This window comes from Exiguobacterium sp. BMC-KP, assembly GCF_001275385.1.
In the GTDB taxonomy this organism is placed as follows: Bacteria; Bacillota; Bacilli; order Exiguobacteriales; family Exiguobacteriaceae; genus Exiguobacterium_A.
On sequence record NZ_LGIW01000015.1, the window covers coordinates 1461020 to 1473991 of the forward strand.

The 12972-nt window shown below is 48.6% G+C and carries 12 protein-coding genes; all 12 read right to left on the bottom strand.

From position 1 onward, the window contains the following. Positions 1-43: 43 nt before the first annotated feature. Positions 44-562 carry an adenine phosphoribosyltransferase gene (locus ADM98_RS13445; protein WP_035406521.1) on the bottom strand — a complete coding sequence of 173 codons (519 nt, stop codon included), beginning with the start codon at positions 560-562 and terminating at the stop codon, positions 44-46. Continuing rightward, positions 541-2850, bottom strand: a complete 2310-nt coding sequence (gene recJ / locus ADM98_RS13450) for a single-stranded-DNA-specific exonuclease RecJ (RefSeq protein WP_053453944.1) — start codon at positions 2848-2850, stop codon at positions 541-543. Before recJ ends, ADM98_RS13445 begins: the two co-directional genes overlap by 22 nt. Positions 2851-2922: 72 nt before the next feature. After that, a complete protein-coding gene (gene secF / locus ADM98_RS17190; protein ID WP_082318565.1) occupies positions 2923-3840 on the bottom strand; it encodes a protein translocase subunit SecF in 918 nt (305 codons plus the stop codon). Next, positions 3830-5134, bottom strand: coding sequence for a protein translocase subunit SecD (gene secD, locus ADM98_RS17195; RefSeq protein WP_082318566.1), 1305 nt, complete (start codon positions 5132-5134; stop codon positions 3830-3832). The genes secF and secD overlap by 11 nt, the downstream gene beginning before the upstream one ends. A gap of 153 nt (positions 5135-5287) precedes the next feature. Further along, the gene (yajC, locus tag ADM98_RS13460) at positions 5288-5581 is read right to left on the bottom strand and encodes a preprotein translocase subunit YajC (protein WP_053453945.1); all 294 of its coding nucleotides are present in this window, start codon (positions 5579-5581) and stop codon (positions 5288-5290) included. A gap of 71 nt (positions 5582-5652) precedes the next feature. Beyond that, positions 5653-6798, bottom strand: coding sequence for a tRNA guanosine(34) transglycosylase Tgt (tgt, locus tag ADM98_RS13465; RefSeq protein WP_035406513.1), 1146 nt, complete (start codon positions 6796-6798; stop codon positions 5653-5655). Further along, positions 6798-7838, bottom strand: a complete 1041-nt coding sequence (gene queA, locus ADM98_RS13470) for a tRNA preQ1(34) S-adenosylmethionine ribosyltransferase-isomerase QueA (RefSeq protein ID WP_053453946.1) — start codon at positions 7836-7838, stop codon at positions 6798-6800. Before queA ends, tgt begins: the two co-directional genes overlap by 1 nt. Positions 7839-7842: 4 nt before the next feature. After that, complete coding sequence (gene ruvB / locus ADM98_RS13475) at positions 7843-8838, bottom strand: Holliday junction branch migration DNA helicase RuvB (RefSeq protein ID WP_053453947.1); 996 nt, start codon at positions 8836-8838, stop codon at positions 7843-7845. Positions 8839-8842: 4 nt separating this feature from the next. Beyond that, positions 8843-9436 carry a Holliday junction branch migration protein RuvA gene (ruvA, locus tag ADM98_RS13480; RefSeq protein ID WP_053453948.1) on the bottom strand — a complete coding sequence of 198 codons (594 nt, stop codon included), beginning with the start codon at positions 9434-9436 and terminating at the stop codon, positions 8843-8845. Positions 9437-9598: 162 nt separating this feature from the next. Next, the gene (nadA, locus tag ADM98_RS13485) at positions 9599-10696 is read right to left on the bottom strand and encodes a quinolinate synthase NadA (protein ID WP_053453949.1); all 1098 of its coding nucleotides are present in this window, start codon (positions 10694-10696) and stop codon (positions 9599-9601) included. Beyond that, positions 10686-11528, bottom strand: a complete 843-nt coding sequence (nadC, locus tag ADM98_RS13490) for a carboxylating nicotinate-nucleotide diphosphorylase (RefSeq protein ID WP_053453950.1) — start codon at positions 11526-11528, stop codon at positions 10686-10688. Before nadC ends, nadA begins: the two co-directional genes overlap by 11 nt. Further along, positions 11452-12921: an L-aspartate oxidase gene (locus tag ADM98_RS13495; protein ID WP_053453951.1), complete on the bottom strand. Its 1470-nt coding sequence runs from the start codon at positions 12919-12921 to the stop codon at positions 11452-11454. The genes nadC and ADM98_RS13495 overlap by 77 nt, the downstream gene beginning before the upstream one ends. Between the last annotated feature and the right edge of the window lie 51 nt (positions 12922-12972).

A 12972-nucleotide genomic window follows, 5' to 3' on the forward strand; every position in this document is an offset into this window, starting at 1 on the left:
AAATACCCCCTTGGTCACCATGTACCAAGAGAGTATGTATGCTTTAGTCTTCGTAGCGAATCAATGAAAGAATATCGTATCCTTCGAGTTTCTCGCGTCCACCAAGACCATCGAGTTCAATCAAGAATCCGATTCCGGCAACCGTTCCGCCTAATTTTTCAATCATTTGGATTGTCGCTTCGATTGTACCACCTGTCGCAAGTAAGTCGTCGAGGATGACGACACGTTGTCCCGGTTGGATGGCATCTTCGTGCATCGTCAAGACATCTTTTCCGTACTCAAGACCATACTCGACACGGACTGTCTCACGCGGTAATTTTCCTTCTTTACGAACAGGAACAAATCCGATTTCCATTGCGTAAGCTGCTGGACACCCAACAACGAATCCACGAGCTTCCGGACCTGCGATGACATCTGCACCTTTGCTACGTGCGTACTCGACGAGTGCGTCGACCGATTGTTTATATGCCGGTCCATTTTGCATGAGTGATGTAATATCTTTGAAACTGATTCCTTCTTTCGGCCAGTTTTCGACCTCTTTTATATGCTGTTTGAACTCCATGTCTTTTCCTCCTGCTTCGCCGCTTCTACCAAAGTATCAAAACGCTCTTTCAACTGAGCGAGTGACGAATAAATGTATTGTTGCTCAAGCTCTTGACGCGCTTCATGACGCTGGTACGTCGGAGCTTCCGTCAGATCTCGTTTTGCAGCATTTGGGTTTACACCCGGCAGCCCGTCCTCCATTGTAACAAGAAAATCAAGTTCCGAGAATACCGAATGCATAAAGTTAATCGATCGTTTCGTCCATTTTCGCGATTTCGACAAACGTACAAGCCCCATTCGAAGCTCGTCTCGTGGACATTTCGCAAAATACTGGAAGTAATGCTTGAAGTCTTCACGCGACGGAATCGTCTCGAAATAATAACCTTCGTCCTTAAAGGCACAGTAAATCCGTTCTGCCTGTTGTACGTATGGATGAAACGCCTCTTCCTCTTCCGGCAGATCCAAGAAAACGATATTTCGTCGAACCGGACCATTCAATGGGCGTTCGGCATACTTCTCTTTTACCTCATCGGTGAAAGCAACGAACGTCGTCGTCTCGTGCGGTAAAGCGAACAGCTCACTTAAAGGACGTTTCCCCCCACGATAATCAAACACTTGGACATCTTCGACTGCGACGTCTTGAATCATCAACTGCGGTTTACGGAAGCCATTCCATTCATTGATGTTCAGACTCCCCATCAAGTGCATTTCCGATAAGGTCGAGACTTCATCGACGAGATCACCGAATCCAAATCCGATCGCGTCAAGTTCTTTCCCGTTGCCTGATAGTAGTGCTTTGACATGCGTCAAGTCGCGACCAATCCGTTTCATGTCACGAATCTTCGCTTGCTCGATGACGATCCGTGGTGCAGGATTACCCATCCCGAACGGTGCCAGTCGTTGAATATCTTCAATCAACTGAATCGAGACGTCACTGACTTGTAAACGTAGGTCGACATCGATCGTCGCGATGAAAGCATCATCCGGCAAACTGCTCGCCTGTTCATTCAACCGATGGCGTAACGCCTCGACATCATCAGAAGAAAGGGTCATCCCAGCTGCCGCTGGATGTCCTCCGAAGTGCGGCAAGATATCTTCACACTTCGTCAGTTCAGCAAACAAATCAAATGCAGGAATCGAACGTCCAGAACCCTTAGCTGTTCCTTTTTCAGCATCATGACACAGCATGATGACGGGACGATGATATTTTTCAACGAGTCGTGACGCGACGATGCCGACGACACCTGGATTCCAATCTTCCGCATCAACGACGAGTACACGGTCTTCTTTGAAGCGTTCTTCGACAAGTGCCGTTGCTTCCTCCGCAATCTGCTTAACGATATCTTGGCGTTGTTTATTTTGTTGGTCGAGCTGTTTTGCTAGATGCAGTGCTTCATCCTTACTTTCCGCTAGCAACATCTCGAGCGCTGGCATCGCAGAATCAAGACGTCCTGCTGCATTGATGCGTGGACCAAACGCAAATCCAACCGACTCTTCCGTCAGTTCGTCCTCAGTTAAACTGCAAACGTCACGTAACGCAAGGATACCTGGACGCTCACTCGCATTCAGCGCTTCAATGCCACGAATCGCCAGCAAGCGGTTTTCACCGACGAGTGGGACGAGATCGGCAATCGTTCCGAGCACTGCTAGATCGAGTAACTCGACTGGTTCACGTTCAAGGAGTGCATGCGCGACTTTAAAGGCAACACCCGCTCCAGCAAGCTTTGAGAATGGATAGTCTGGATCAACTCCCGGATGAATCAACGCAAACGCATCGGGTAACGTTTCTTTGGCTTCGTGGTGATCGGTGATAATTAAATCGACACCGAGCTCTTTGAGAACATTTGCTTCATGGATGCCGGAAATCCCACAGTCAACGGTAATGACGAGACTGAACCCTTCTTCTGCAGCCCATCGGAATGCCGCTTCGTTGGGTCCGTATCCTTCCGTGAAACGGTTCGGGATATAACACTCCGCCATGCCACCGATTTCGATCAAGGCATGCCAAAGTATCGCAGCTGAACTCACGCCATCGACGTCATAATCCCCATAAATTAAAATCATCTCACCCTCGTTGACGGCACGTTGAATCCGCTCAACGACTTTTGGCATGTCTTTAAAAGCAAATGGGTCATGGAATGCCATTTGATCGATCTCTAAAAAATCACGGGCTGCTTCACGTGTCGTGAACCCCCGTTGGACAAGTAGTTGTGCGACGTACGGAGAGATTGTGCCATCCGCCGTCAATTGTTCGATTTGTTCTGAATCAATGACTTTATCAAGCCATGTTTTTTTAGCATGGTACATCTCAAACCCTCCAATCAACTTCCCCATTATAATAGAAAATCCGCATCAGCGATAGCTGATGCGGATACTCTTTTAGGAAGCGCGTTTCGTCCGACCGAGTGTCCGACCTTTCATGACGAGCCAGAGTTGTGCGGCAATGAAGATCGAAGAATACATTCCCATGATCAAGCCGACAAGCAAGGCAAGACTGAATCCACGGATCGCTTCGCTACCGAAGATATAAAGCGCTGCTGCCGTCATAATGACCGTGATGACTGTATTGATCGAGCGGATGATCGTCTGTTGAATTGACTCATTGACAATATGTGCCAATTCATCAAACGAGACTTTCCGTCCACCTTTTTCAGCCAATCCGAGATTTTCTCGTACCCTGTCAAACGTAACGATCGTATCGTTGACGGAGTAGCCGATAATCGTCAAGACGGCGGCGATGAAGTAAAGATTAACCTCAATCTGGAACAACGAGAAGAAAGCGATGATCATTAACGCATCATGCAATAGGGCAAGCACTGTCGCAATCCCGTATAACGGTTGGAATCGGAACGAGACATAGATGACAATCCCGAGTGACGCGAGTAAGACGGCATAAATCGCGTTACGCGCGATTTCTTGACCGACTTGCGCCGAAACTGTCGAAATGCTCGGTTCTTTTTTGTATTTGGCTTCAATCGTTTGTTTCATTTCAGAAATTTGGTCTTGGCTGAATTCCCCAACGAACGTGACGTTCGCTAGTTTTCCACCTTGCGCAAATTGTATGCCGTCAATTTCCGCAGCATCGATTCCAGCATCTTCAATGACAGAGCGGACGTCCGCTTCTTTGATTTGATTCGTCGATGAAATCTCGACGCGTGTTCCTTGCGTAAAGTCGATCCCGAGATTGAGACCACGGAACGACAACAAGAGTATCGAAATGATGACAAGCGCAATCGTGATTGCGAAATAGATTTTTCGATGTTTGACGTAATCGAATTTCGTAGGATTAAAGCTCACGGATTTCACTCTCCTTTACACCGAACCATGATTTCTTCTTATCGAACCATCGGCTACTGACAAGGAGTTGCATCAGGTAACGTGAGACAAAGACGTTCGTGACGAACGTGACGGCAATCGAGACCATCAACATGATGGCAAATCCTTTGACCGTACTTGTACCGAAGTAGTACAACACGCCAGCAGAGATTAACGTCGTCAAGTTGGCATCAAGAATCGTACCGAACGAACGGCGGTTACCGGCTTTAAATGCTGACAAGACGGACTTTCCACTTCGTAATTCATCTTTGATCCGTTCTGCGGTGATGATATTTGCATCAACCGCCATACCGACACCAAGAACGAGAGCCGCGATTCCTGGTAAGGTGAGGACGGCATTGATCCCGTTAAAGAAGATCATGACGAGATAGATGTAGAACAGCAAGGTAATGATTGACACGAATCCAGAGATTCGGTAGAAAAGCAGCATGAATAAGAAGACAGCTGCAACACCAATGGCTGACGCGAAGAGCGTCTGATCAAGTGCGTCCTGTCCAAAAGCAGCCGAGACCGACGTCGAGTAGATTTCCTCGAGTTTGACCGGCAGTGCCCCAGCGTTCAGGATCGAAGATAACTGTTTCCCGTACGCGGCATCGATATCACCACCAGAAATGATCGCTTTATCAGAGTTGATCGGCTCTCGTACAGATGCATCTGAGACAATCTTCGAGTTCGCTTTTTGAATCTCTTTTTCGTACGTGTCACCTTTCTCATAATCAAGCCAGATGACGAGACGATTTGCAGGCGCTTGCATTTGCGAAATCTTTTGTGTCACATCATAGAATTTTTGTTTTGATTTAAGCGAAAGTTCTACAAGCGGCTGGTTCGTTTGTGGATCATAACCAACTTTTGCTCCTTTAGCTTTTAAGTCTGAACCGTCAAGCAACAATTTATCGTTGATATCACGGAATGACAATTGCGCCGTCGACGATAGAATTTGACGTGCTTCGGTTTGATCCTTGACGCCAGCAAGCTGGACACGAATCCGGTTGTTACCTTCGATCCGAATATCCGGCTCGGAGACACCGAGAACGTTGACACGGTTCTCGATTGCCGTCAACGTTGCACTCATCGCATTCTGATCGATGACGTCTCCTTCTTTCAGTGGTTGTACTTCATACAAGACTTCAAAGCCACCCTTGAGGTCAAGGCCAAGCTTCGTATCCTTCAACAACCATGACGATGTCGTACCGATCAGTACGAGCAACGCGATGACGACGATGAAGAATGTGGCAAGTTTCCCTTTCTTGATCATGCTACATTGTCCTTTCTCTAGTTCCCAGTATATTTTCAGACAACTTTGTTCTCCTACCCTAGCTTACAAAAGAAATGGTAATCTTAGCAAACGTTTTTCTCATATATAAACAGAAAAGACGCTCCGGAATCCGGAAAGCGCCTTTTCAATGCCTTATTCGACCGTTTCGTCGCCCATGACAGTTGTTGATTTTTTCGTCACTTCTGCGATAGCACTCCGGTTGAATGTCAATTGTGAGTTACCTGACTTCAATGTCACCGTTGTGTCGTCGACTTTTTGGACAACCCCGTGAAGACCACCGATCGTAACGATCGAATCGCCGCGTGAGAGTTCAGTTTGCATCTGACGCACTTGCTTCTGGCGTTTGTTCTGTGGACGGATCAACAAGAAATAGAACACCACGAAGATCAAGATCATCGGGAGAAATGCAAAGATACCACTTCCCATTTGTATCAACTCCTTTATCATTCAAATCACGTTCATTATACCGTGAAAGAATTAATTTGTCAGACGATTTGTCAGAAATTCTTTGCGTTCGGTAAATTGTAACCGTATTCTTCGAAGAATTCTTCCTTAAAATCAAGTAGACGATCCTCACGAATCGCTTGGCGAACGCCTTCCATCAACTTAACGAGGAAGTGAAGATTGTGTGTCGAACAAAGATGAAGTCCGAACGTTTCTTGCGCGCGGATCAAGTGATGAATGTATGAACGCGAGTAGTTCTTACATGCGTAGCAATCACATTTCTCATCGAGTGGACGGAAATCACGTGCATATTTTGCATTTCGAACGACAAGACGTCCTTGCGATGTCATCAATGTACCATTGCGTGCAATCCGTGTCGGAAGAACACAGTCGAACATATCAATTCCACGAATCGCGCCTTCAATCAACGCATCCGGCGAACCGACGCCCATCAAATAACGTGGTTTATCTTCTGGCATGAGTGGTGTCGTAAATTCGAGTGCCCGGTACATGACATCTTTTGGCTCACCGACCGAGAGACCACCGACCGCATAACCTGGGAAATCAAGTGCTACGAGATCTTTCGCACTTTGACGACGTAAGTCTTCATATTCGCCACCTTGGATGATTCCGAACAGTGCTTGATCTTGCGGACGTTCGTGCGCTGCAAGACAGCGTTCTGCCCAGCGGCTTGTCCGTTCGACAGATGCTTTCATGTACTCATGAGAGGCAGGATACGGTGGGCACTCGTCAAACGCCATCATGATGTCTGAACCGAGTGCATTTTGGATTTCCATCGCTTTTTCCGGTGATAAGAACAATTTGTCCCCGTTCAAGTGGTTCCGGAAATGAACGCCCTCTTCCGAAATATTACGTAAGTCAGCGAGTGAGAAGACTTGGAAGCCACCTGAATCCGTGAGAATTGCGCCATCCCAGTTCATGAATTTATGCAGGCCGCCCGCTTCCTTGATGACGTCATGTCCAGGACGCACCCATAGGTGATACGTGTTCGCGAGGATGATGTTCGCGTTCATGTCCTTGATTTGTTCCGGTGCCATCGTCTTGACCGTCGCTTGTGTTCCAACCGGCATGAAGACCGGTGTTTCGAAACTACCGTGCGGCGTGTGGACGATTCCTAACCGCGCTCCGGATTGTTTACATGTTTTGATATGTTCGTATGTTACCGCGTGTTTTGTCATTAGTTTCGTTCCTCTCTCGTTAAGAACATCGCATCACCAAAACTAAAGAAACGATAGCCGTTCGCGACTGCTTCTTCGTAGGCGTGCAGAATGTGTTCCCGTGTCGATAATGCAGACACGAGCATGATCAATGTGGATTTCGGTAGATGGAAGTTCGTGATCAATCCATCGATTCCTTTGACTTCTTGCCCTGGGAAGATGAAGATATCCGTCCAGCCCGTTGCTTCGACGAAGTCGCCGTGGTCACGGATGACCGTTTCAAGCGTTCGTGTCGATGTCGTTCCGACCGCGATGATCCGTCCACCTTGTTTGCGTGTTTCACGTAGCAGCGCGGCTGAGCTTTCCGGCAGTTCATAGTACTCACTGTGCATCTTATGACTATCGACGTCATCGACCGATACGGGACGGAATGTGCCGAGCCCGACGTGTAGCGTCAACGGTGCGATTTGAACGCCTTTCGCTTTTAACGCTCCAAGCAACTCGGGTGTAAAGTGAAGACCAGCCGTTGGTGCTGCGGCACTGCCGCGCTCTCGTGCGTAGACCGTCTGGTAACGATCCTGATCTTCGAGTTGTTCATGAATATATGGCGGCAAGGGCATTGTTCCGAGTTGGTCGAGGACTTCATAGAAAATTCCGTCATAGAAAAACTTCAGAATTCGTCCCCCGTCTTCCAGTGCTTCGACACATTCAGCACGGAGTAATCCGTCACCAAATGATAGAATCGTTCCCGGTTTGACACGTTTTGCGGGTTTCGCAAGTGTTTCCCAGACATCGTCACTCGTCTGCTTCAACAGCAACAACTCAATCTTCCCACCAGTCTCTTCCTTTACACCAAAGAGACGTGCCGGTAAGACCTTTGTATCGTTGATGACGAGTGTATCGCCCTCACGGAAATGGTCGACGATATCATGGAAGTGCTGATGCTGAATCGCACCAGTCTCCCGGTCGAGTACCATCAATTTCGAACTCGTCCGGTCGAGCAATGGCACTTGGGCAATTTGTTCTTCTGGTAAATGAAAATCAAATAAGTTTACATCCATTGGTTCAATTTCCTTCTTTCAGTCCTAAATGTTGGCGAGCGAACGGTGTTAAGACACGTCCGCGCGGGGTACGTTGTAAAAAGCCTTGTTGCAATAGATATGGTTCATAGACATCCTCGATCGTCTGGGCATCTTCCCCAATCGTCGCTGCGATCGTCTCAAGTCCAACTGGACCACCGGCAAACCGCTCTGCTAGTGAGCGCAGTAAACGGTGGTCGACATCGTCGAGCCCTAGCGCATCGACATGCAAGCGATCAAGCGCACTCGTTGCGAGCACGGCATCGATGTCCGTTTGATGCGCGACTTGCGCAAAATCACGAACACGTCGTAACAATCGATTCGCGACACGTGGTGTTCCCCGTGAACGCAGGGCGATGGCTTCTGCTGCGAGACGATCCGCTTCAAATCCGAACAGACGCGATGTCCGCGTCACGATGGCAGACAACTCTGACATCGTATAATATTCCAGCTTCAGCGTCACGCCAAAACGATCACGTAGCGGTGCCGATAACATTCCGGCACGCGTCGTCGCTCCGACGAGCGTAAATGGTGGTAAGTCGATCCGCACGCTTCGCGCAAGTTCCCCTTGACCGATGACGATATCGAGACAATAATCTTCCATTGCTGGATAGAGAATCTCTTCGATTGACCGACTCAACCGGTGTATCTCATCGATGAAGAGCACGTCTCCTGGTTCAAGCGATGAGAGGATCGCCGCCAGATCACCCGGTCGCTCGATCGCAGGACCGGCAGTCGTCTTAATGCCGACTCCCATCTCGTTCGCAATGATTGTTGCAAGCGTCGTCTTACCGAGACCCGGAGGGCCATAGAGAAGCACGTGATCGAGTGTTTCCTGACGGATTTTTGCCGCTTCGATGAAGACACTCAAGTTTCCCTTCGCTTTCTCCTGCCCGATGTACTGCTCGAGCGTCTGAGGACGCAGACTCCACTCTTCTTGATCTTCCGCATGGGCGGATTCTGACAAAATGCGCTCTTCCATGTCCTCACCTCACATTCAATAACAACTGGAGTGCCCGTTTGACATATTGATCCGTCGACAGGACTTCTGCCTGCAACGCTTTTTTGACTTTTTCGACTTCTCGATCACTGTAACCGAGTGCCATTAGAGCCTCACACGCTTCGTTCAACTCAGCGTTACCTTGCGCAAACAAACCTTCGCTCGGCACGTAGTCTGGTGCGAGCTCCGCTAACTTGCCTTTTAGGTCAAGTGTCATTTGCTTCGCTGTTTTCTTGCCGACACCTGGGAACTTGACGAGATAACTTTCCTTCTCTTGTTCGATCGCTTCAACGAGCGCATCGACATTACCCGATGCGACGATTGCGAGCGCTCCTTTTGGTCCGATCCCTGTTACACCAAGCAACTTCGTGAACAAGGCACGCTCACGCCGGGAACGGAATCCGAATAAGACTTCTTGGTCCTCACGGACATAGTGATACGTATATACGATGATCTGTTCGTCTCCGGTCCGATAAAAAAACGGGTTCGGTGCTACGATTTTGTAGCCAATCCCGCCGACTTCTACCGTCACGAATTCTGCACAGACATAAGCGACTTCGCCGCGTACGAATTCTATCAATGTGGAACGCTCCCATCTATAAACAAACTCTCGTGTTATTGTAGCATACATCTTCGTTTGGCTTCAAAGCGTTCTTCAGCAAAAATCGATACATACGTTCGCTCTCGAAACCTAAAAATTAAAAAGCGTAATCGCTTACGCGACCACGCTACACATCTGTACTTACGATCTTTCGAGCATCAGCTTGAGTGCCAATACAGCATTCCGTGTCGTTTCTTCGTCGACTGTGATGATATTGACCGGTTCCCCTGCTTCGACCTGTTCGAGCGCCCACGCTAAGTGCGGTAAGTCAATCCGGTTCATTGTCAGACACGGGCACATGAACGGATTGAGCGATACGATATCGAGATCCGGATGAGTCGTTGCGAGTCGATTCACAAGGTTCATCTCTGTTCCGATCGCCCATTTTGTTCCCGGTGCAGCCTGCTCGATTTGCTGAATGATATACGCTGTTGATCCGTTAAAATCAGATGCCGCCACGACTTCATGGGAACATTCAGGGTGAACGAGAATCTTTCGCTCCGGGTCTGTCTTGCGGAACTGTTCGATTTGTCCGACTGTGAATTTTTCATGTACCGAGCAATGCCCTTTCCATAAGATGACGCGGACATCTTGATCATTTCCCCCAAAGACAAGTTCGTCCTTAATCGGATCCCAAATCGCCATCTGCTCTAACGGAATCCCGAGCGCATGTGCCGTATTGCGACCGAGATGTTGATCGGGTAGAAAGAATAAGATATCTCTTTCAGCAAGTGCCCACTCGACCATTTGGACAGCGTTCGAAGACGTCACCGTTGCGCCACCGTGTTTACCAACGAATGCTTTGATCGCAGCTGTTGAATTGACATACGTCAACGGCAAGATTGACTCACCGAACCGCTCTGTCAAAATCGTGAATGCGCGTTCCGTTTGTGTATCGTTCGCCATATCCGCCATCGAACACCCGGCACGCATGTCAGGTAGGACGACCGTGTGTGACGTATCCGTCAGCATGTCCGCTGTCTCCGCCATGAAGTGAACGCCACAGAAGACCGTGTATTCCGCTTCTGTCATCTGCTTCGCGACTTGCGCGAGCTGGAGCGAATCTCCTGTCGCATCCGCGAACTGAACGACTTCATCCTTTTGATAGTGATGGGCAGGTAAAAATAAGCGACTCCCCATCCGTGCTTTGACCCCTTCAATGATCGCAATCAAGTCTGCTTCTGATTGCTGTAAGTACGACGCCGGAATCCCCTCATGACGTAATAAGTCAAATGACATCTTTTTTTCCTCCTTCGATTTTCATACTGATATCAAGCGCTGTTGCTGAATGGGTGAGTGCGCCAAGCGAGATGACATTTGCGCCGCTATCCGCGTAGTCGGGTAACGTCTCAATCGTGATCCCGCCAGAAAGTTCGACCGTGATCTGCGGTGGAATCAGTTGCCGGAGCTGTTTGATTTCTGCCGGTGTCCGGTTGTCGAGCATGATGATATCGACTCCTGCTGCCACTGCTTCAAGCACTTCTGCTTCCGTCTCGACTTCGACTTCGATTGGTGTCGTATGACCCGCGACTCGTTTTGCTCGCATCACTGCTTCTGTAATCGATCCTGCGACTGTGATGTGATTATCTTTAATCATGACCGCATCATCGAGTCTCCCGCGGTGACTGTACCCACCACCGACACGCACGGCATGTTTCTCTAGCATCCGTAATCCAGGCGTCGTCTTTCGTGTATCCGTGATCCGGATCCGTCCTGCTGCCACTTCGACCGCTTGACGTGTTTTTGTCGCGATGCCGGATAGACGCTGGACAAGATTCAAGGCGACCCGTTCCCCGCTTAAGATGTCCTGTAATGAACCCGACCACTCAGCAAGTAACGTTCCGCGCGTCACGACAGTGCCTTCTGCTACATGAATCGTCACATCAACCTGTAAAAGATGTGCCATCTCACGAATGACGTCTTCCCCACAAAAGATGCCGTCTTCTTTTGCTAGAAAACGCCCCTTTCCTCGCTCTTGTCCTGTCAGACATCCTTCACTCGTAATATCCCAGTGTCCGATGTCCTCCACTAAAAATGTTTCCAGTTGCTGCCGTAACTGCCATTTGTTCAACGTTCTCATCCTCTCCTGTCAATCGAACCCGTGCCCCTTCAAGCAACAAACATGCCGTGACGTAACGTAATCGATTTTTTTCCGCGTCCTGTCCTGATTCCTCTAACGTCCACCTTCTTAATTCATCCAAGCAATCCTGTATTTGTTTAACGTTCATTTCAACGCCAATCACTTTTGACACACAAGCTGTTACGGAACGTAAAGTTCCCGAACGTCGTTTGACTCGTCCTACCGCAAGCTCCGGCAACAACTGTAGCTGTTCCGTCACTGCTTTCCCCATGACGACACACTCAAGCAGTGAGTTCGATGCCAAGCGATTTCGACCATGCAGTCCGATTGACGCCGTCTCGCCGACCGCATAAAGTCCTGGAACATTCGTCTGTCCTGTAAGGTCCGTCTCGATTCCCCCCATCAAGAAATGAATACCTGGTGCGATTTCAACGAGATCCGGATTTATGTTCAGTTTTTCACATTTTTCAACAAACGTTGGAAACCGTTTTGCACGATCGACGACTTTTGATGTATCAAGATAAACGGGTTCCTGTTTTCGAACCTCATGGATTCGTTTTGCTACTTCATCTCGCGCCGCTAAATCTTGCATCGGGTGATCCGCCATGATTCGGTCACCGCTTTTCGTCACAAGAATGGCTCCTGCTCCACGTAATGCTTCCGTGATTAAGCCTTCCGATCGTCCATTATGAACAAGTACTGTCGGGTGATGCTGAATATACCCGAGGTCACGGATCGTCGCACCTGCCTCAAAGGCAAGCGCAATACCATCTCCTTGAATCATAGGTTCATTCGTTGATGCAGCAAATAATCCACCAACTCCACCCGTTGCAAGAATCGTGGCTCGCGCCAAAATCTCAATCGGTTCACCGTTCCTGTATCCGACGGCACCTAACACCTGTCCATCAACTTGAATCAATTCCGTAATATACGTTTGCTCGAGAATCGGGAACGGTACGTACGGCATCAATGTTTCCATGATTCGTTTACCAGTCTCGTCCCCACCAGAGTGATAGATCCGAGGCAAGCGGTGTGCCCCTTCTCGACCAAGCAAGTACCCAGCATCATCTTGATCAAACTGGACACCATACCGTAATAGAAATTCTATCGCCTCAGTTCCTGAACGCGTCACGTAATCAACAACGGTTTCCTTAATTCGTCCTTTCGCCGCCTGGCACGTATCTTCAAAATGACCTTGATGATCGACTTCTGCATAAGATGATGCGATTCCACCTTGTGCTCGAACGGAATTCGTCTCAAAACGAGTTCCTTTTGTAACGAGTAACGATTCGGTACCTGGTGGAAGATGCAAGGCGACAGAAATTGCCGCAAGCCCTGTTCCGATGATCAACACATCTGTCTCGAGTCTTTTATGTAAAGACATATGTTTTACACCTCTATATCTAAATGTTTACTATTGACTTGACAATAAGTT